Consider the following 19,109-nt stretch of genomic DNA (forward strand, 5'->3'; position numbering starts at 1 on the left):
TTAAAAAAGCAAAAAAGGCTGTTTTTATCTAATTTTTCCGGATATTGAATGGATGAATATGTGGTAAAAAAAATTACTCAAACTCCAGGCCAGTTTGCTGCCGATGAACAACCGTCCAGTCCATCGCCTGACAAGGATTACCTCACGTATCTGCACAAAATATGCCTGCGTCTGCGTGACCGCCATGCCCTTTCCTCCCTGTTACAAACCTTAATCAGGGCCTTCGTGAAATTCACTCAGGCGGACAAGGGCAACATCCAGCTTTATGATCCGCTTTCCCATACGCTTCATACCGTCTCAAGCCATGGTTTTGATAAAGAAATGCGACAATCCCTACCGCTCCTCAATGAGGGACAAAGCCCTTGCAGGAGGGCGGTCATGGAAGCCAAAACCATCCATGTTGATTCGATAAACGATCCTGCATTTAATTACCATGGCTCCGCAATGGCTTTGCTCCAGAAAAACGGGATTTGCAGCATGATGGCGATCCCGATCATCGCCTATGGCCGCCTGCTTGGAGTCATTGCCCTTTATTGGAAACGCCACTGGTACCCTGATCGTGAGGTGCTTAAAATTTTGGATTTGCTGGCCCATGAAACCGCCAATCTGATTCAGCATCGGCAACATGAAGAAATACTCCAGGCGCAAAAAATCAAGGCAGAAGAGAGCAGCCACGCCAAAGATTTGTTTTTAGCCACACTCTCCCATGAACTGCGTTCGCCGCTCACGGCGATTTTAACCTGGGCTCAGTTATTGAAAAGCAAGCACATCTCCAAAGAAAAACTGGCCATTGGTTTGAATGCCATTGAAGACAGCGCCATGACACAAAACACCATTATTAATGATTTAATGGACATTTCAGGAACGATCCTCGGCAAGATTACCATGGACATGCAACCGGCCGATCTGAATCAGCTCATTCACCTTTCCGTTGATTCCATGAGGGCTTCCGCGGAAAAAAAATCCGTGTCTATCCGCATGTCCTGTTCAAAGCCCCTGATTGCCTCCTGTGATCCGACACGGATAAAGCAGGTTTTTTCAAACCTGCTTGCCAATGCCATTAAATTTACCCCTGAAGGCGGAGAAATCACAATCCAGTTGCAATCGCACGTCCAACCCAATCAACGCTACGCTGAAATTGTTGTTTCAGATAATGGCAAAGGCATAAAAGCTGAATTTTTATCCAGCATTTTTATGCTTTTCAACCAGGGATTTATAAAACAAAAGGAAGGGTTTGGTCTTGGACTGGCCCTGGCCAACAATTTAATTAAACTTCATGGCGGCACAATCCACGCTCACAGTGAAGGTGAAAACAGAGGAACATCCTTTATAATTCATTTGCCTCTTTTATGATTTTTTCCATTGCATGCCAACCGAATTAAACCATGGAAAACCCTAATATCCTCCATTAAAACCGCTATTTATTAATTCATAAATACTCCTATATTTAATAAGGAATGCACGCCAGAAACTGTGTTTTCGAGACGTGTGACCAAGATAAAGGAATGAATCATGAATATCGTTATCCCCATGGCTGGATCAGGATTACGTTTCAAAAACTCAGGATTTACGCGACCAAAACCCCTCATCATGGTAGCCGATAAACCCATGTATAGGCAGGCGGTGGATTCACTGCCGCTGCATTTAGCCAATCAATTGATTTTCATCATAAAAGAAGATGAGTTTTCTACTCTTTTAGCCGAAGACATACGCGCTCATTACAGTTCAGTTTACCCTTGTACCATTGTTAATCTGAAAGAAGAAACCCGGACAATGGGCGAAACCCTTTTAACGGCAGCGCCCTACCTCGACCTTCAATTGCCCTCACTGATTCACAACTGCGACACGCATATCCAGGTTGATTTTAATTGGCAAATCCTGCTGGAATGGCAAATTGACGGTGCCATGCTGCTGTATCATTCGCACGATCCCTCATTGCTGTTTGCCGAAGTGGATGATCAGGATTTCAAGGTGAAATCGCTGCGACAGAAAATCATTCAAAACAACGCACTTCTCGATACTTTTTTTATTAAAAACACCCGCCAATTAATCCACTTGATCAGCGAAATAAAACCGGGTGACAACAGCGGAAAAAATCCTTTGTTTGATGTGTATCACAGGATGATTCGGGATGACCATTACATTATTCCGTTGTGGGCAAAGAAAATTCTTCACTTCGGCACACCTCAATCGCTGGTCAATTCTTTAAATCAAATTCTCTTACGCTCAACCCATTTCCGACAACTTTTCCTGGAAACATGATGCCTTAAAAAAAATATATTTCTGAAAGAACCGCAGTGTATTTTTGAGGATTTGGAGATGGAAATTTTAAGTATCAACGTTTTGCGTGGCCCTAATTACTGGTCAAATACCCGTTGTAGACTGATTGTTATCAAACTGCATCTGCATGAATACGAGCGATTACCCACAAATACCCTCCCGGGTTTTTATGCACACTTAAGCGAATTGCTGCCCTCCTTACACGAACACTATTGCTCAGAGAATCATCAAGGTGGCTTCTTAAAGCGCGTCAATGAAGGCACCTGGCTTGGGCATGTTATTGAACATGTAGCACTTGAACTGCAATGGTTAGCCGGTATGGAATGCGGTTTTGGCCGTACTCGTTCGACAGCCGAGCCTGGTGTTTATCATGTGGTGTTTTCCTATGTGTTTGAAAAGGCCGGCGTGTACGCGGCGTATCGTGCGGTTGAACTGGTCAGAACCCTTGCCTGTCAGAAAAAATACCTGCGTCTGGCGGAGGACATCCGCCGCCTGCGATCAATCAGGGACGAAGAAAGCCTCGGTCCCAGCACTCAGGCCATCCTCACTGAAGCCGAAAGGCGTAACATCCCTTTTCGCCGCCTTGATTCCGCATCACTGATCCAGTTGGGTCATGGCAGGCAGCAAAAGCAGATCCGCGCTGCAATGACCTCAGATACCAGTTCTATCGGCGTTGATAACGCCAGCGATAAAGAGCTCACAAAAAACATGCTGGCCGCCGAGCTTATTCCTGTCCCGCAGGGCGTGGTCATTAGCGGTTTGTCTGAACTGGATGCAGCGCTTAAAAAGGTGGGCTTTCCCTGTGTCATTAAGCCGCTCAACGGCAATCATGGCCGCGGCGCCACCACGCATATCTTAACGAAGGAAAAGGCACGCGCCGCGTTGAATCTGGCGCAGCAGGTTTCTTCCCAAGTCATTGTTGAACATTTAATTGACGGTCATGATTACCGCTTTCTGGTAGTCAATTATCAACTGGTCGCCGTGGCTCAACGCTCACCGGCCGCCATTGTCGGCGACGGCACATCAACTATTCAGCAACTCATTGATGCCATCAATCAACAGCCAGAGCGGGGACGATCCCATGAGAATTATTTAACCGCCATCGCCATTGATGACGTGACGATGGACATTCTTAAAGAAAAGAACCTGGATTTAGACGGTGTTTTATCAAGGGGTACGGTTTTACGTTTAAAACATGCCGCTAACATCAGCTCCGGAGGGACTTCAACCGACGTCACAGCCGATGTGCACCCGGCGAATGCCTTTATGGCTGAACGCATTGCACGCCTGATGAAGCTCGATGTCTGCGGTATCGACATCATGGCACAGGATATCCGTTTACCGATTGAAGGTCAGGGCGCAGTACTGGAAGTGAATGCCAGCCCGGGGTTACGAATGCACCTGCGCCCAACCCAGGGTCAGGCGATTGACGTGGCCAAGCCCATTCTGGACATGCTCTTTCCCAATAATCAATCGGGGCGAATCCCCCTTGTCGCCGTAACCGGAACCAATGGAAAAACTACGACCGTCCGGTTGATGGCTCACTTTGCCCGCGAAGCAGGCCATCAGGTCGGTTTTACCACCACCGATGCCGTTTACATTAATCAGAATAGCCTTTACCTTGGCGACTGCAGCGGCCCTTTTTGCGCCAATCTGGTGTTACGCGATCCCCTGGTTGATTTTGCTGTACTGGAATGCGCGCGGGGAGGTATTTTACGGGCCGGATTAGGATTTGATCAATGCCAGGTCAGTATCATTACCAATGTGTCCTCTGATCATTTAGGACAAAATGACATCCACACCCTAAGCGACATGGCCCGCGTCAAGGAAGTGGTTGCCCGCAGTACAGCACCGACAGGGTATGCGGTGCTCAATGCCGACGATGAGTTGGTATTCGCCATGAAACAATCCCTCACCTGTCAGATTGCCCTGTTCAGTATGCACAAGGACAATCAACGCATTGATGAGCATTGCCGGGCGGGAGGACTCGCTGCCTACATTGATTCAGGCAGGCTGATAATCCGTGATCAGGATGAAATTATTACTCTGCAAAGCCTGGAAGACATTCCCATAACCCACGGCGGCAAGGCATCCTGCATGATACAAAATGCATTAGCCGCCACCCTGGCTGCTGTGGTCATGAATTTCAAAAAAACGGACATTGCCGCCTGGCTCACCACCTTTTACCCCACCCCCGAGATGATTCCGGGGCGAATGAATGTCTATTCGTTCAACCAGTTTAAGGTCATGCTGGATTATTGCCATAATGAGGCGGCGTTTATCGAATTGCAGAAGTATTTAAAGCAGCTGAAATGCACAAAAAAAATCGGCATCATCGCCGCCACCGGCGACAGGAGTACAGACGACATTAAAAAAGTGGGGTCTTGTGCTGCGCAAATGTATCACGAAATCATCATTCGCCACGACAGCGACGGGCGTGGACGAAGCAATGAAGAATTGACCGAATTAATCGTTCAGGGCATTGATGAGGCTGAGTCCAAACTGGTTAGGGACATCCAGGTTATTCCCAATGAAAAGCAAGCGCTCAGCCATGCCTTGGCAAGGGCCAAACCCGGAACGTTTATTGTCTATTTTCCTGAGGATGTCCTGGCGGCTACGGCACACTTAAAGACGCTTCACAAGGAATGGAATGCAGATTATACCTCGGCTTAAGGAGCGGTCATGTATGCCAAAGGAAAATTACTCATCATCGGCGGCGCGGAAGACATGGGAGACAAGATTCCCTCCGCAAGCAAGAAGAATCAGGGCGAATTGCAGCGGTATGAGATTTTACGCGAGTTGTTCAACGCGTCCCGCAATAAAAAAATTGAGGTCATTACCTCGGGTTCACGGTATCAGGAGGAAGTCAGGCAACGCTATGAAAAAGCGTTTCGCGACCTTGGCTACTTAAACTCAGGCTTCATTCAGATTGAAGACAAAATGGAGGCCCGGGAAAAAATCTACCTCGATCGCATCGAGCAGGCTGACGGTATTTTCTTCACCGGCGGCGATCAATTCCGCCTGGCGACCATTCTTGGCGGCACGCCGCTGATTGACCGAATCAGGGAGCGCTATGTCGGGGATAAAACCTTTATCGTGGCGGGCACCAGTGCCGGAGCCATGGTGATGTCATCCATTATGATCACCGAAGGCGGTGAAGAAGAAGCACTGATGGAGAGTGATTTAAAAACCTCTTCGGGCCTTGGCTTTCTACAAAACTGCATCATCGATACCCATTTTATTAAACGTGGGCGCTTCGCCCGCTTAGCGCATGCCATCATCATCAATCCGGATCAATTAGGCGTGGGATTAGGTGAGGACACGGCGCTTATCATTAAAAATGGTTCGGAAGCCGAATGCCGCGGCTCCGGCATGGTTGTTATCATTGACGGCAAGTCAATTCGCCAAACCAATATCAGTACCGTCAAGGAAGACGATGCGGTGTACGTGGAAAACCTCAAGGTTCATTTACTGGTTAAAAATTGCCGGTTTTCCATTAAAACACGTAAACTTTACAATCCAACGTTAAAGGATTAACCGTAAGGGGTTCAGCATGAATAAAATCGCGATTGCCGTTCACGGTGGTGCAGGGGAAGCCTCGGATTTTTTAATATCCAATGAAAAAAAATGCGCGAAAGGGTTACAGGAAGCGCTGCTCACCGGTCATCGGATTCTTAAAGACGGCGGCAGTGCGCTCGATGCCGTCGAGGCAGCGGTCTGCATGCTTGAAGACGATCCTCACTTTAATGCGGGGCGCGGGTCCACGCTGAATTGCCATGGAGAAATCGAAATGGATGCGTCCATTATGGATGGCAAAACCTTAAAAGCCGGCGCCGTGTCCATGATTCGTGAAGTTAAAAATCCCGTCAGTCTTGCGCGAAAAATCATGGAAAAAACCCATCATGTTTTTTTATCCGGCTATGGGGCCCTTGAAGTGGCGAAGTATTTCAATCTTCCCTTATTGCCTGAATCTTATTTCATGACGGATTATCAATACCAGCAAAACCAAACCCGGCATCAGCAGGAAACGTTTGACGACATCCTTAAAAAAAGCGGTAGCGGCACGGTGGGCGCTGTCGCCCTGGACAATGAAGGCAATCTGGCTTCCGCCACGTCGACCGGAGGCATCAGTCATTGCCTGCCGGGACGCATTGGCGACAGTTGTGTGATTGGTGCAGGGTGTTATGCCGACAACCGCAATTGCGCCGTCTCCGGCACCGGTGAAGGGGAAGCGCTGATTACTGGCGTAGCGGCTCATACCATTGCCATGCTCATCGAACTTCAGGGGTATTCCCTGCAGGAGGCCTGCGACCAGGTTATAAAAAAACGCCCCCCCGCATCCCGCAGGGAAATGGGGGTGATTGCCGTTAACACGCAAGGCAATGTCAGTGTGTCATTTAATACTGAAATCATGAAAAGAGCCTGGATAGATAATGACGGAAAAATGCATTGCAAAATCTTTAAATAATTTTAAAAAATAATTAAAATTAATTGAAATTTTTACCATTAAAAAATATCATAATTTTCCAAAATAAACTTCATTAATTCAATAAAACATGGAGAGTTTTATGATATTAAATGATGACTATTTTTCTAAATTATCAGAACTATATACGCTGGAGGTTACGGTTATTGAAGTCCTGTTTATCGCCCTGCGGCACATTGAGTCGGACACCCTGCGCTCATCGATAGCGGACATGAGGGCTAAACACCTTGGCTTACGTGATGAAATTGCCGCGTTTTTAACGGCCAGAGATCTTCCACGGATGGAACCGGCGGAGTTATCGCTGCTATTAATCCATTCCGAAGTGATTTTTGCATCGCTTTTTGATGCCCCTCTGATTTTTTCAATTATTGCCGATCATGAAGCCCGGTTACATACCGCCTATGATCATTTAAAAAATTGTCGAAAATCGTCCTCATTCATTCGAAAAATCATTATTGATGGCTGGATAAATACACGGGAAAACAGGGAATACATTGAAGCGTTTTTACCAAAAAAAATTGCTGGATATTCCTGAGGCTTATTCACCTAGTTGACACGAATATTTAAGAATTGCCAAGGATCGCTTCGATCGATTTTTTCGCTGTACAGTTGTTGGCGATCTTTCAGCGGATTCCAATTCGTGTAATAGCCAGACACGTTGCCAAGATAAGGCAAAGCGATTTTTAGAATGTATTGGTAGTCAAGATCTTCAGGCTCAACAATGCCGCATTCCGGGTACTCCATGGCCCAAAGCAGAGCCGCGAGTACTCCGGCGGCCACCTGCAGGCTGGTCGCATTGTTATAGGGCACCTGCTTTCTGGCGTCGTGAATGGACAATTGGGATCCAAACCAGTAAGCCCCTTTCTTATTTCCCATCAACAGCACGCCTAATTCATCCATGCCATCAATGATGTCATCGACAATCAAGCGGTTATGCTCCTCCTGATTCATGCCATTCTGCCACTCCATGCCATTGTATTCATGCAGTGACAAGGTCGCATCAGGACAAGGGAAATAGGCATAATGGACGGTGGGACGATAAATGACATGGCCATTGCATCGAATGCTTAAATAGTCAGCAATCGAAATTGATTCAGCATGGGTAATTAAAAAGCCATGAAACGGACCCAGTGTCGGGGTCCAGGTACGCACCTGCGTCGTAGCCCCTGGCCTGTCAAGATAAATGGAGCAATTCGAACCGAAATCGTAGTGGTGGGCGTCTTTTGGCCAATGGCGTTCATGCGTTCCCCAACTTAATTCCGCCGGTTGTCGGGCTTCTGCCATAAAACCTGGCACCGACCAGGTATTAACAAACTCACCCGGCATTTTAGGCGTTGAGGTGATTTGCGTGTCCCGCTCCGCGATATGAATGGCTTTAATGGTCAATTGGTGTGCCAGATGAGCCCAATCCTGCGCCGTCTGAAGAGGGCGTAGCGGCAAATCATTGTCGCGGGCCATATTCCATAAAGCCTGTTTGACAAAATGAGACACGAGACCCGGGTTAGCCCCGTGGGTAATCACCGCGGTACTCCCCCGTTTTCCTTTCATCGCCAGCATTTCCTCGCGCAAGGCATAATTGGTGCGTTGGGAGGGGGACAGGGATTCATCAGTGTAATAACCTTCCCAGGGTTCAGTGCTGGCATCCAGGTAGAGTACTTTTTTTGCCTGACACAAGCGAATCAAGTCTGCACTGGAAATTCCAGTTGACAGATTGATTAAAAAGTCGCCAGATGAAAGCTCTTCGTCAAAGAATGACTTGTAATTCTCGCGTGTGACCTCAAGCAATCTAAAATTTACTCCCAATTCCTGGGCAATCGTTTCTTCCTCCGCTAATTTGGAAACCACCCGTACCTGTTGGGGTTGAAGAACCAAATGCCGGGCTAGAAGCGGAAATAGGGCCTGTCCGATGCTGCCAAATCCGAGAATGACGATTTTTCCGGCAACTTTGCGGTATTTTTTATAGCGATTCATTGCCATTTTATTCTTCTCCTGCCCTGAAACACCAGGCTTGACCTCGTTGTCAGAACGACCCCGGTTTTTAAGAATAAAGCGCGTGGTATAGCTAATTATATCAGGGGTTGTGATTTTAAACTGAGAATTTTGTTAATAAATGACTCAAACGCCCTTCAATGGGGTTTGCGCAGCAACCAGCTTAAGGCAATGGCAGCAGCGAGCACTAGAATAATGAAACCCAGTGTCATCAACACTGGAATTTCTATGTAAGCATGGATAAGCATTTTAATGCCGATAAAGATCAGAATGATAGCCAGTCCATGACTTAAATAGGCAAACTGCTCTTTCATGTTGCTGATGAGAAAATACAACGTCCTTAAGCCCAAAATCGCAAAAACGTTGGACGTAAACACAATGAATGGGTCACGGGTAATAGCAAAAACCGCAGGGATACTGTCGATAGCAAAAATCAGGTCGCTGAATTCAATAAACAACAAGGCGATAAACATCGGCGTCACATACCATTGGTTATTGTGCAGGATAAAAAAGCGGCCATCGATTTTCTCATGCGACAGACGAAAAATTTTTGAAAACAAGCGAATTAAAAGATTGGTTTCCAGGCTTTTTTCTTCATTTCCCAAAAAAAGAATACGTAACGCAGAAATCAGCAGCAACACGCCAAAGACATAAAAAATCCAGTCAAACCGGTTGATAAGCCAGATACCAAACAAAATAATAATTAAACGCATGAAAATGGCACTGATGACGCCATACTGCAGAAGTCGTCTCTGATGATGGGCAGGAATGGAGAAATATTGAAAAATCAAAATAAAAACAAAGAGATTATCCACGGACAGTGATTTTTCAATCAGGTAACTGACTAAAAATTCAAGCGACTTTTCATAGGCAATGGCCGGTCCGAAGGTGTGGTAAAGGTAAACCCAAAGCACAAGATTAAAACTTAAAGCGAGACTCACCCACACGGCGGTCCATGACAATGCCTCGCGCGTTGAAACCCGATGACTTTTCTGCCCCCTGAGCAGCCACAGATCGATACCTAAGACGATCGTGACCAGGAGGAAAAAGAGACACCATAACCATGTTTCATTAATGACCGGCATGGGCATGTTTTATTTTATCCTTTTCTTCAATAGTAGCGGGTATGACTCTCACCTGCCAATTCATTGCTTGTTTTTCAGGATCGAAAGGCATTGCCCCAAAATGAACAATTAATGTACAATATGACGCATCCTGGTCAACACAAGGCCGTTTGTGTCTCGTCAATCCTTAACGCACTGTGGCTGGATAGCCTGCCTTTATTTCTTTCAAAGCCTGCCCTACATGGTGGTCGCAACCATGGCCGCACTGTGTTATCAGCACTATGGACTTGGGAATGCTACCGCGACCCTGCTAACCAGCCTGTTCATGCTGCCCTGGTGCATCAAACCCGTATTCGCACCCATCCTTGAAAAGCAGCCGAATAAAAAAACCAGCCTGCTTATCATCCAGGGTGGACTGGTGAGCGTGGTTTTTCTGCTTGCCCTGACGACCAATTCGTCCTTTTTTCTGCCGCTGTCCATTCCTGCATTCCTGGTTCTTGCCCTGCTCTCCTCCATGAATGACATTCTGTCTGACGGACTTTACCTGTCACATTTATCGGAGAGGGAGCAAAAGCGTTATGTCGGCCTGCGCAGTGGCTTCTACCAATTGGGCCGCCTGACCGTAAAAGGCGGGTTACTGACTCTGGCTGTTTTCCTGGCCTCTCGCACCACCTACCCTGTCTGGCCGTTGTTTTTCAGCTTGCTCACCCTGCTTCTTGTGGTATTCGTCCTGTTTCATGCTCTCTTTATACCCAATGCTCACAAGCCCTCCCCAGTGCCTCAGGAAAATTACCTGGGCATCCAGGCATTGTTCCTGCAGAAAAAGTGGCATAGCCCGCTGTTTTTTATTTTTATCTATAATCTGACCGATGCCCAGATTCAAAAAATGCTGCCGCTTTATTTAGTTGATCCTCAGGGCATGGGGCTGTCGTTGCCGCAATTTGGGGCGCTTTATGGTGTTTTTGGCAGTCTGGCGCTGATTTCAGGCATTTCGTTTGCCGGGTATTTGTCGGGTCGCTTAGGGACTGCGTCCTGCCTTAAGAAATTAACATTCCTCATGGTTCCTGGTCATTTATGTTTCTTTTTAATGACCCAGGTTCACGGCTATCCTTTGCTCTGGGGGTTCGTTCTGCTTGGGCAACTCATCGCAGGGCTCCTGAATGGGGCTTACATGACTTACCTCCTTCGCATCGCCAATCAAAGCCCTTATCCCATGTCCATGTACACGCTGTGCACCTCCATCATGGCATTGAGTTACATTGTGTTTGGCGCCCTAAGCGGCTTCATTCAACACCTCCTGGGGTACCCCGGTTTCTTCTTAGCCATGCTCAGCGCGAGCAGTTTTCCCTTGCTTAACACCTGCAAAATGCTTAGGCAACCCTTATTGATGTCCCCTGATCAATCGGCCAATGCCTGCGACAATCCCGTCAATTTTTGCTAGACTGATTGTTTGTTTCTTATTGCTCATGTCATTGAAGGAGATCAGCATGATTCCGGTCAAAGGATACGCCGCACAGACGGCCAAAGCCCCCCTCACCCCGTATGCATTTGAACGACGCGAGGTGGGTGAGGAGGACGTGCTGATTGATATTCAATTTTGCGGCATTTGCCATTCCGATATCCACCAGGCTCGCGAAGAATGGGGCGGCGCCCTCTTTCCCATGGTGCCTGGCCATGAAATCATCGGGGTTGTCAGTCAAATCGGTGCCAAAGTCACTCGATTTAAAGTCGGCGATCGGGTGGGTGTGGGGTGTTTTGTCGATTCCTGCCGGCGGTGCGTCAACTGCCAGGATGGACTGGAGCAATTCTGCAGTGAAGGCATGACCACCACTTACAACAACATGGAACGCGACGGCAGCCGCCTGACTCAGGGCGGTTATTCTTCACGCATTGTCGTGGATGAGCATTATGTGCTGCGTATACCGGACAATCTCCCCCCCGATGCCGCAGCACCGCTGCTTTGCGCCGGGATTACCCTTTACTCACCGCTCAAACATTGGAAAGCCGGGCCTGGCAAAAAAGTCGCTATCCTTGGTCTCGGCGGTTTAGGTCATATCGGGGTTAAAATTGCTCATGCCCTGGGTGCGGAGGTCAGTGTCCTCAGTCACTCATTAAGTAAGGCAAACGATGCCAAACGCTTAGGCGCCGATGCTTTTTACGCAACCGCGGATGCCAAAACATTCAGTCAACTGGCGGGTACCTTTGACCTCATGATCAACACTGTCTCTGCCAAAATAAACTGGAACGATTACCTGAAACTGCTTAAACGCGATGGCACCATGGTCATTGTCGGCATTCCGGAGCACGATATCCCGGTTAAAGCCCTGTCACTCATCGGCGGCAGAAAAAGCCTCGCGGGCTCCCTCATCGGCGGCATTCAGGAAACGCAGGAAATGCTCGATTTTTGCGGGCAACACAACCTGGTCTGCGACATTGAGCGAATTTCAATTCAACAGGTGAATGAAGCTTATGAACGGGTGATTAAAAGCGATGTGCGCTATCGTTTTGTGATTGACATGGCGAGTTTATAACACCCTGACTGTATTGTTTTTCAACAATCAGGTGACTATACTAGGCCGTCTTCACTGATTAAGAGCATGCGCATGAAACCTGATATTCTTGTTATAGGTGCCGGGCCCATTGGATTGTTAAGCGCCATTGAAGCCAAATTAAACAATCCTGAGGCGAAGGTTGTTATTTTTGAACGCAATAAAGAATACACCCGCCATCATACCCTGTTAGTCGACCCCCACGCATTTAAAGGCTCTCACCCCGATAAACGCCTGCAGGCTATTTTAAAGGATTTTCATGGTCCGGTGCCCACCTCGACTATCGAGAGCAAGCTCAAGCAGTTAGCCGATGATTTGGGCATTTCCATTGAATACGAAAAAATCGACGATCCTCAGGCACTCCTTGATCGGTTTCCCTCCGCCCACACCTTAATCGGGGCGGATGGCGCGCACAGCACCGTCAGAAAAAAATTCTTTGATGACAAGAAATCCGTTGATAAGAATCTGCAATACATTGTTGAAGTGAAATACCATGTTCACGGCAAAACCAAACCGATTCCACTCACCACGTATGCCCCTGCGCTAAGCCAGACTGAGCATTTCGTGTCCGAACAAATCGGACGTAAGAAAAACGGTAAAACCCCCGTCTCTCTTTTCTTTTTTGTTGACAAAGACACCTATCAGGAAGTGTATGCCAAAAAGAAATTAACACTTAAGGATTTGGTGCAACCAGAAACCCGCAACATGACGCAGTTGGCCAACAGCATCCGCCCCTGGTTAGCGCTTCGCCGTGCAGCACTTAAAGACCAGTTGGTCGAAAACAGCGAAACCATTGCCGGTGTAGAACTATCAACCTATTGCACCGCTACCTTTGCCAAGCCATTACCTGGCAATAAACGTGTCATTCTCTTAGGCGATGCAGGCTCAGGCGTGCCATTTAACCGCGCATTCAACGCCGGTGTAGAGCGCACCATCCTCGCGGCAAAATTGCTGGCCTTTCCTCCTCAGGCAGACGAGGAACAACGCCTCAGCGCCATCAATACTGCCCTGCATCAGCAGGTACAGAAAGAAATACAGCGCGCGAACCGCACCAATGGCAAAGTGCAATTTGGACGAATCCTCGGCGATGTCAAACGCGGCCCCTCCTACGCCAGCGCCGCGACCTTACTGGATGATGCCTTACTCGCAGACATGCAGAATGCACGGGTTGAACAGCCTTCGTTTGTCAGCCGTCACCCGCGCGCCATGACCACCCTCGGCGCCTGGCTGGTACTCACTGTGGTTGCGCTTGTGGTCTTCCCGTTTCTTTTTGCATCGATTTACACAGCCATTGCCGCCGCTATTGTATTGCCCCTGGCTGTCATTGCCCTGGGTGTTGCGCTGTTTCAAGGCATTTCCTATTGCCTTAAAGCCGATGAGGCAGACGACCCTCAACCCGAACCCATGCCCTTCCCCTGGGAAGAAACGCTGTCTGAAGAACAGGTTCGACAAATTCAGCAGGAGCGACAGTTGGATCAGGCTAAATCTCAATTACAAGACGACTCAACCTATCTCCAGATTAAAAAACAAATAAAGGAAGAAAAAGAGGCCTTAATTGGATTAAGGGCGCATCGTGAACGTGTAGCAACCGTTGAAAGGCCTCAGGGTCCCCTGGTTGTTATGCCGCTCCCCATGTTATTTCCTGATGCACGTGTGCACCTTCCCTCAACCAGGGTGGAAGCACTGCCCCCCACGCGAGAGGATATCAAAGGCCATGAAAAACGATTAGAGAAGATTGATGGGGAGATTGAGAAGCATGAAGGCACGTTAAAGTCCTATAAACTCCAAAAACTGGGCCTTCTGAAACAAAAAATGCCCCCTTCAGATGGCAAACAGGAAGTGCCCGTAAACTTGCAATTCAACGTCTGATTTTCCATCCAGCTGCAGGCAGAATCGCCTGCAGCACGCTGAGATCCGTAGCAATTAAACCCTCCAAAAAGAATAAAAAATAAACTTTTTGCAAAGTATATGCAAATTTTGTGTTAATCCTTTCACACTTAAGATTCTCTTAAGACGGCAAGCCTTACCATGAACTTACTGTTTTTAAATGACGAGAGTAGTACCATGAAACACAACGGCAAAAACGATAAAGTAAGCTTCTTTAAAGACTTTAGTAACGCCATCTTTAGCAACTTTACTCAAGCAATGGAAGTGAGAAGTATAAAGGATAAAACCGGGGCCGATTACCCAGGTTACCATTGTCCGCAACGCAAGGAATTAAATGACCAATTGAAACAATTTGGCCCAGACCATCATCAATCCATTGCTGACGTCAATGACGGCCATGACATGGTTGAAACGCCTTTGCATCCTGTAGCCAAAGATTCCTTGTTAAATCAGGTCAAACAAAACCACAAAGAAGGCTTATCGCCCTTCCAATCACATGCCTACAGCCAAGCGCAGGAAAATCATAATGCGTTTGCCTTTTTCAAGGCAAGCAAGGACTCGCACAAAGCTGAAAATCTGGCTGGCGCCTTTATTCACTTCAGTAAGGGCTTATCAGACGGCATCAGCCAGGAAATGCTGCCTTCTGAGGAATTCAAAGTCAAGTTCTCCGCCAAATAATAATCGACGAGGCAGTTCCCTTTCAGAACTGCCTCGTTTTTTTATACTTGAAAATGAGGTTTGACAACCTCAGCGGGTTTAACAATGGATTCACTGACAGCAGGGAAAAACCCGGCACTTCGCGCGACAATGACATTTTTGGGCGGGCGCGACGGATCAGGCTGAGTACTCACGCTTTTCTTGAACGCGTCAAACAATTCCTGGCAATTTCCCTTTTTTTCTCCATACCGTTCTTCAGCATCAAATTTAACACAATCCTTCTCTTGGCGTTTGAAATAAATTTGATGATAAGGATCGCTCCCTTTCGCTTCGCCTTCAACGGGGAAGGTTGTGCCGCTTCTCATATCATTTCCTGATAGGCATGTACACCTTCCCCTCAACCAGAGTGGATAAAAGGCCATGAAAAACGATTAGAGAAGATTGATGGGGAGATTGAGAAGCATGAAGGCACGTTAAAGTCCTATAAACTCCAAAAACTGGGCCTTCTGAAACAAAAAATGCTTCCTTCAGACGCCAAACAGGAAGTGCCCGTTAACTTACAATTCAACGCCTGATTTCCCTTCCGGCTGCAGGCAGAATCGCCTGCAGCGCCCTGACATCCGTGGTAATCCAACCCTCAAAAGAATAAAAAATAAACTTTTTGCAAAGTATATGCAAATTTTGTGTTAATCCTTTCACACTTAAGATTCTCTTAAGACGGCAAGCCTTACCATGAACTTACTGTTTTTAAATGACGAGAGTAGTACTATGAAACACAACGGCAAAAACGATAAAGTAAGCTTCTTTAAAGACTTTAGTAACGCCATCTTTAGCAACTTTACTCAAGCAATGGAAGTGAGAAGTATAAAGGATAAAACCGGGGCCGATTACCCAGGTTACCATTGTCCGCAACGCAAGGAATTAAATGACCAATTGAAACAATTTGGCCCAGACCATCATCAATCCATTGCTGACGTCAATGACGGCCATGACATGGTTGAAACGCCTTTGCATCCTGTAGCCAAAGATTCCTTGTTAAATCAGGTCAAACAAAACCACAAAGAAGGCTTATCGCCCTTCCAATCACATGCCTACAGCCAAGCGCAGGAAAATCATAATGCGTTTGCCTTTTTCAAGGCAAGCAAGGACTCGCACAAAGCTGAAAATCTGGCTGGCGCCTTTATTCACTTCAGTAAGGGCTTATCAGACGGCATCAGCCAGGAAATGCTGCCTTCTGAGGAATTCAAAGTCAAGTTCTCCGCCAAATAATAATCGACGAGGCAGTTCCCTTTCAGAACTGCCTCGTTTTTTTATACTTGAAAATGAGGTTTGACAACCTCAGCGGGTTTAACAATGGATTCACTGACAGCAGGGAAAAACCCGGCACTTCGCGCGACAATGACATTTTTGGGCGGGCGCGACGGATCAGGCTGAGTACTCACGCTTTTCTTGAACGCGTCAAACAATTCCTGGCAATTTCCCTTTTTTTCTCCATACCGTTCTTCAGCATCAAATTTAACACAATCCTTCTCTTGGCGTTTGAAATAAATTTGATGATAAGGATCGCTCCCTTTCGCTTCGCCTTCAACGGGGAAGGTAATCAGATTATGCTCGCCCAAATCATTAAGCGTCAGGCTTTTAAGTTTGGCCGCCGGAATTTGGTCGACCAGAAACGGCGTTTCAGTATCGATAAAGGCGGAATGCTTACCATTGCTTCGATCGATATTGCGAATGGCATCCTGATGCCCCTCTACCTCAACTGCTTTGTAGTAAACCGTTTCATTACTTTGTGAGAATAAGGTGGTTTTTTTTGCCCCACGAAGATGTTCTTCAGCCACCATGTTCGTCAAAGGTCCGCACAGCCCATTCTCTTCGCCTTTATTCAAAGCGTGCAGCATGTCGCCTTGAGACACAAAAGGCTGCTGGGCAGGTGATGAGGCATTAGCTCCTTTTTCACGTTTAAACAAGGAAAACATAAACATCCTTAACATAAAATTAACAACCCTGCTATTTTATACCTATTGCTGCCTTTTATCCAAATAGTAGGCAGATAACGGGCGTCATCACAAGTGGGCATAAAATTCGGCAAAGCGTTCCTTATCGTGGTTGGACATGCGCTGAATGCCATAACGCGCTTTCCAGAGTTGTCGAATGGCCAGTTCAACGCGGGAGCGCGTGGCTTTCAACGCAATGGCCCATAAATGGGCAACAAAAGCGCAGCCTCGTGTCCTGGTGTCGATATCCAGCCAATAAAGCGCCTGCTTGAATCGCTTCAATTCGTCTTTTTTAAGTAAATAAGCCATGCGCGAATCCGGGGCAAGCAAACCGCGACGCGTTAACAGCCTTCGTATGAGCGAATGGAATCGTGCCGAATCCTGCCGATGGCCGCCATAATGGACGTTAATGGATTTGAAATGCACTTTCAGAGGGTGTGTTGCCGGGCAAAGGGATTGCATCTCATCCAGAATAGCCACAAGGGTTTGTTGGATATGACTCACCTGGAGTTGTTTTGGAAAAATTAAATACTCCAGTTTTGCATCCAGAAGCAAATATTGTATCAGGGGCGGATTTTCCCTGCCTTGAGGCAACCAGCGAATCGCTGCCCGGTAATACCGTTTTTTATCCATCATGTCTGAGCTGCAAGGGATGTCTTTAAATTATAGCCCGGGCAACGAGTCGTCCGCTTAGTGCCTCACGGAGAAGGCAGCATCCCTGAGTCGTTGAAGGCCTTGATGGTACAGAAACCCTTGGTGACTAATTCAAGGCCGATTTCCAAACGAGTGCACAAGGCCTTTAAGTTGTTTTTAAGCGGCACCATGGCTTCTCTGTCTGCACCCTCAGTAAAAAAGTTCAGCAATTGGCTGACCGCTTCGTCCTGTTTGCTTTTTTCAGGCATTTCCTGAGCAATGAATAATTGACTTTGCGGCGGCAAGTGAAGTTTATACAGATTTGAATGCAGTTGCAGGACGCGTTGAGCCAGCAGGCAGAGCGCCTGTAATTGCTGATGGTAGTGAATCAGTTCCGTGAGTCCGTCCTCACCCACACGACGTAACAGGCCTTGATAGCCTGCATTGTCAGGGAAAATCTTGATAATCTGGTGGACGATGGCTTCATCCAGCGTTTTAATCGTTTGAGTGAATGATAAGGTCACAAGCGGCAAGGCCTGCTGTAATTTTAACTTCCCAGGTTCCACGGCCGGCTTAAAAAACCAGTTGGCGGTCGAGATCAGTATGCCTGGCATCCAGGGCCAGGGGCTTTTTGCGGTCTCATCGGGCGACAGCAATTCTTTTTTAACTTGAGCAGACGAATGGTCCAGCACCATTTGAAAGGCGCTGGAATAATTCGAAAGAAGAGTGGTTAAGGTTAATTTTGGATTCGCTAAGGCATATTCCAGAGCGTGCAACTGCACCATTCCCGCTTTCACACGCTCCTTTTCGAGTTGGAGACGCTTAAGAGTTTTCAGGGCTGTGCAATCCTCGGTAATGACACCATGCAATTGTGCCAGTTTGCCCTGATGGGTTTTCTTTTGATGAGCAATTGACTGGTATTTTTGTTGGAAAGCCTCAAGCCAAGGCGGTTGCTGATGGAGCAGGACCTCTTCCTGCACAGGCGATTTTTGATCGCCCTGCGGGGCCAACTGTTGCCATTGCTCATGGGCGGCTTTTAATAATTTAAACGCCTCCTTGGCTATGTTTTGTAAGGGAATAAAACGCGAAGCCAGTGTTTTATTCAGGGTGCTCAGGTTGGATACGGTCGCGGTTAGCAATTTCAGTAACAGATAAAAGACCAGGCATAATTTTCTTGCTTCATCCCTGTCATGGTAGGCTTCAGGTTTCAGGCTTAACCATCGGTTTAAATGATCAATCAGCTCGAAAACCCCCTGTGCCGGGTTCTCACGTGGCATGGCGTAAAGCCTGGTGATGATGGCTTCAAGGGGTTTTAAACACAGGCTTTCTGCACCCGTGGAGTCTTTGAGTGTTTGCAGGTAATCGCTTAAGCGTAATTTTGCGAATAACAAGGTGCCGAAAGACCGGCCATTGAATTGATCGAGCGTTTTGAATAAACCCAAAGGCGCTTCGTTTAAATGAGCATCAATTGTCGACGGCTCTACCCCCTTCTCCTTCAGGAAATCAACCAGCAACAGGGCCGATTTCAGCAGGTGTTCTTCTTTCATGGCCGCATCCTGCCCTCGCCAAT

General features: G+C 47.3%; 17 protein-coding genes. 11 read left to right on the forward strand and 6 right to left on the reverse strand.

Annotated elements, in window-relative coordinates; all coding sequences use genetic code 11:
• Positions 1–48 precede the first annotated feature (48 nt).
• The 6 genes from DYE45_RS12800 (at position 49) to DYE45_RS12825 (ending at position 7,301) form a co-directional block, all read left to right on the forward strand.
• Positions 49–1,353, forward strand: coding sequence for a GAF domain-containing sensor histidine kinase (locus DYE45_RS12800; protein WP_108294977.1), 1,305 nt, complete (start codon positions 49–51; stop codon positions 1,351–1,353).
• A gap of 159 nt (positions 1,354–1,512) precedes the next feature.
• The gene (locus DYE45_RS12805; RefSeq protein ID WP_115300980.1) at positions 1,513–2,262 is read left to right on the forward strand and encodes a glycosyltransferase family protein; all 750 of its coding nucleotides are present in this window, start codon (positions 1,513–1,515) and stop codon (positions 2,260–2,262) included.
• A gap of 57 nt (positions 2,263–2,319) precedes the next feature.
• Positions 2,320–4,953 carry a cyanophycin synthetase gene (gene cphA, locus DYE45_RS12810; RefSeq protein ID WP_115300981.1) on the forward strand — a complete coding sequence of 878 codons (2,634 nt, stop codon included), beginning with the start codon at positions 2,320–2,322 and terminating at the stop codon, positions 4,951–4,953.
• A gap of 9 nt (positions 4,954–4,962) precedes the next feature.
• Positions 4,963–5,817, forward strand: coding sequence for a cyanophycinase (locus DYE45_RS12815; RefSeq protein ID WP_108294983.1), 855 nt, complete (start codon positions 4,963–4,965; stop codon positions 5,815–5,817).
• A gap of 16 nt (positions 5,818–5,833) precedes the next feature.
• Positions 5,834–6,748, forward strand: coding sequence for an isoaspartyl peptidase/L-asparaginase family protein (locus DYE45_RS12820; protein ID WP_115300982.1), 915 nt, complete (start codon positions 5,834–5,836; stop codon positions 6,746–6,748).
• Between the two features lie 100 nt (positions 6,749–6,848).
• The gene (locus DYE45_RS12825; RefSeq protein WP_115300983.1) at positions 6,849–7,301 is read left to right on the forward strand and encodes a hypothetical protein; all 453 of its coding nucleotides are present in this window, start codon (positions 6,849–6,851) and stop codon (positions 7,299–7,301) included.
• A gap of 11 nt (positions 7,302–7,312) precedes the next feature.
• Here DYE45_RS12825 and DYE45_RS12830 read toward each other — a convergent pair whose 3' ends face one another.
• Both DYE45_RS12830 and DYE45_RS12835 read right to left on the reverse strand, forming a co-directional pair.
• Positions 7,313–8,743 carry a homospermidine synthase gene (locus DYE45_RS12830; RefSeq protein ID WP_308810083.1) on the reverse strand — a complete coding sequence of 477 codons (1,431 nt, stop codon included), beginning with the start codon at positions 8,741–8,743 and terminating at the stop codon, positions 7,313–7,315.
• Positions 8,744–8,892: 149 nt separating this feature from the next.
• Positions 8,893–9,840: a TerC/Alx family metal homeostasis membrane protein gene (locus DYE45_RS12835; protein ID WP_108295033.1), complete on the reverse strand. Its 948-nt coding sequence runs from the start codon at positions 9,838–9,840 to the stop codon at positions 8,893–8,895.
• A 151-nt stretch (positions 9,841–9,991) separates the two neighbouring features.
• Here DYE45_RS12835 and DYE45_RS12840 point away from each other — a divergent pair, with 151 nt between their 5' ends.
• The 4 genes from DYE45_RS12840 (at position 9,992) to DYE45_RS12855 (ending at position 14,933) form a co-directional block, all read left to right on the forward strand.
• Positions 9,992–11,260: an MFS transporter gene (locus tag DYE45_RS12840; protein WP_133138220.1), complete on the forward strand. Its 1,269-nt coding sequence runs from the start codon at positions 9,992–9,994 to the stop codon at positions 11,258–11,260.
• A gap of 46 nt (positions 11,261–11,306) precedes the next feature.
• The gene (locus DYE45_RS12845; RefSeq protein ID WP_108294991.1) at positions 11,307–12,350 is read left to right on the forward strand and encodes an NAD(P)-dependent alcohol dehydrogenase; all 1,044 of its coding nucleotides are present in this window, start codon (positions 11,307–11,309) and stop codon (positions 12,348–12,350) included.
• Positions 12,351–12,422: 72 nt separating this feature from the next.
• Entirely contained in the window at positions 12,423–14,237 is a 1,815-nt protein-coding gene (locus DYE45_RS12850; protein ID WP_133138221.1) for an FAD-dependent monooxygenase family protein, read from the forward strand.
• A gap of 159 nt (positions 14,238–14,396) precedes the next feature.
• Positions 14,397–14,933 (forward strand): hypothetical protein, encoded by a 537-nt coding sequence (locus tag DYE45_RS12855; RefSeq protein WP_133138234.1) that lies wholly within the window; start codon positions 14,397–14,399, stop codon positions 14,931–14,933.
• A gap of 41 nt (positions 14,934–14,974) precedes the next feature.
• Here DYE45_RS12855 and DYE45_RS12860 read toward each other — a convergent pair whose 3' ends face one another.
• Entirely contained in the window at positions 14,975–15,277 is a 303-nt protein-coding gene (locus tag DYE45_RS12860; RefSeq protein ID WP_115300985.1) for a hypothetical protein, read from the reverse strand.
• Between the two features lie 367 nt (positions 15,278–15,644).
• Here DYE45_RS12860 and DYE45_RS12865 point away from each other — a divergent pair, with 367 nt between their 5' ends.
• Complete coding sequence (locus DYE45_RS12865; protein WP_133138234.1) at positions 15,645–16,181, forward strand: hypothetical protein; 537 nt, start codon at positions 15,645–15,647, stop codon at positions 16,179–16,181.
• Positions 16,182–16,222: 41 nt separating this feature from the next.
• On the opposite strand, the gene DYE45_RS12870 is transcribed toward DYE45_RS12865, so the two are convergent.
• From DYE45_RS12870 to DYE45_RS12880, 3 genes are all read right to left on the reverse strand, one after another.
• Positions 16,223–16,888: a hypothetical protein gene (locus DYE45_RS12870; RefSeq protein ID WP_108294997.1), complete on the reverse strand. Its 666-nt coding sequence runs from the start codon at positions 16,886–16,888 to the stop codon at positions 16,223–16,225.
• 87 nt (positions 16,889–16,975) lie between these two features.
• Complete coding sequence (locus tag DYE45_RS12875) at positions 16,976–17,542, reverse strand: hypothetical protein (RefSeq protein WP_242602739.1); 567 nt, start codon at positions 17,540–17,542, stop codon at positions 16,976–16,978.
• 62 nt (positions 17,543–17,604) lie between these two features.
• On the reverse strand, positions 17,605–19,086 hold the full coding sequence (locus DYE45_RS12880; RefSeq protein WP_108294999.1) for a hypothetical protein: 1,482 nt from the start codon (positions 19,084–19,086) through the stop codon (positions 17,605–17,607).
• Between the last annotated feature and the right edge of the window lie 23 nt (positions 19,087–19,109).

The sequence above is a fragment of the Legionella taurinensis genome, assembly GCF_900452865.1.
GTDB lineage: Bacteria > Pseudomonadota > Gammaproteobacteria > Legionellales > Legionellaceae > Legionella_C > Legionella_C taurinensis.

Bases quoted from the DNA above. Each gene is read 5' to 3' on its own strand.
- DYE45_RS12800 (WP_108294977.1), top strand. From the start codon at position 49: ATGGATGAATATGTGGTAAAAAAAATTACTCAAACTCCAGGCCAGTTT.
- DYE45_RS12805 (WP_115300980.1), top strand. From the start codon at position 1,513: ATGAATATCGTTATCCCCATGGCTGGATCAGGATTACGTTTCAAAAAC.
- cphA (WP_115300981.1), top strand. From the start codon at position 2,320: ATGGAAATTTTAAGTATCAACGTTTTGCGTGGCCCTAATTACTGGTCA.
- DYE45_RS12815 (WP_108294983.1), top strand. From the start codon at position 4,963: ATGTATGCCAAAGGAAAATTACTCATCATCGGCGGCGCGGAAGACATG.
- DYE45_RS12820 (WP_115300982.1), top strand. From the start codon at position 5,834: ATGAATAAAATCGCGATTGCCGTTCACGGTGGTGCAGGGGAAGCCTCG.
- DYE45_RS12825 (WP_115300983.1), top strand. From the start codon at position 6,849: ATGATATTAAATGATGACTATTTTTCTAAATTATCAGAACTATATACG.
- DYE45_RS12830 (WP_308810083.1), bottom strand. From the start codon at position 8,743: ATGGCAATGAATCGCTATAAAAAATACCGCAAAGTTGCCGGAAAAATC.
- DYE45_RS12835 (WP_108295033.1), bottom strand. From the start codon at position 9,840: ATGCCGGTCATTAATGAAACATGGTTATGGTGTCTCTTTTTCCTCCTG.
- DYE45_RS12845 (WP_108294991.1), top strand. From the start codon at position 11,307: ATGATTCCGGTCAAAGGATACGCCGCACAGACGGCCAAAGCCCCCCTC.
- DYE45_RS12850 (WP_133138221.1), top strand. From the start codon at position 12,423: ATGAAACCTGATATTCTTGTTATAGGTGCCGGGCCCATTGGATTGTTA.
- DYE45_RS12855 (WP_133138234.1), top strand. From the start codon at position 14,397: ATGAACTTACTGTTTTTAAATGACGAGAGTAGTACCATGAAACACAAC.
- DYE45_RS12860 (WP_115300985.1), bottom strand. From the start codon at position 15,277: ATGAGAAGCGGCACAACCTTCCCCGTTGAAGGCGAAGCGAAAGGGAGC.
- DYE45_RS12865 (WP_133138234.1), top strand. From the start codon at position 15,645: ATGAACTTACTGTTTTTAAATGACGAGAGTAGTACTATGAAACACAAC.
- DYE45_RS12870 (WP_108294997.1), bottom strand. From the start codon at position 16,888: ATGTTTTCCTTGTTTAAACGTGAAAAAGGAGCTAATGCCTCATCACCT.
- DYE45_RS12875 (WP_242602739.1), bottom strand. From the start codon at position 17,542: ATGATGGATAAAAAACGGTATTACCGGGCAGCGATTCGCTGGTTGCCT.
- DYE45_RS12880 (WP_108294999.1), bottom strand. From the start codon at position 19,086: ATGAAAGAAGAACACCTGCTGAAATCGGCCCTGTTGCTGGTTGATTTC.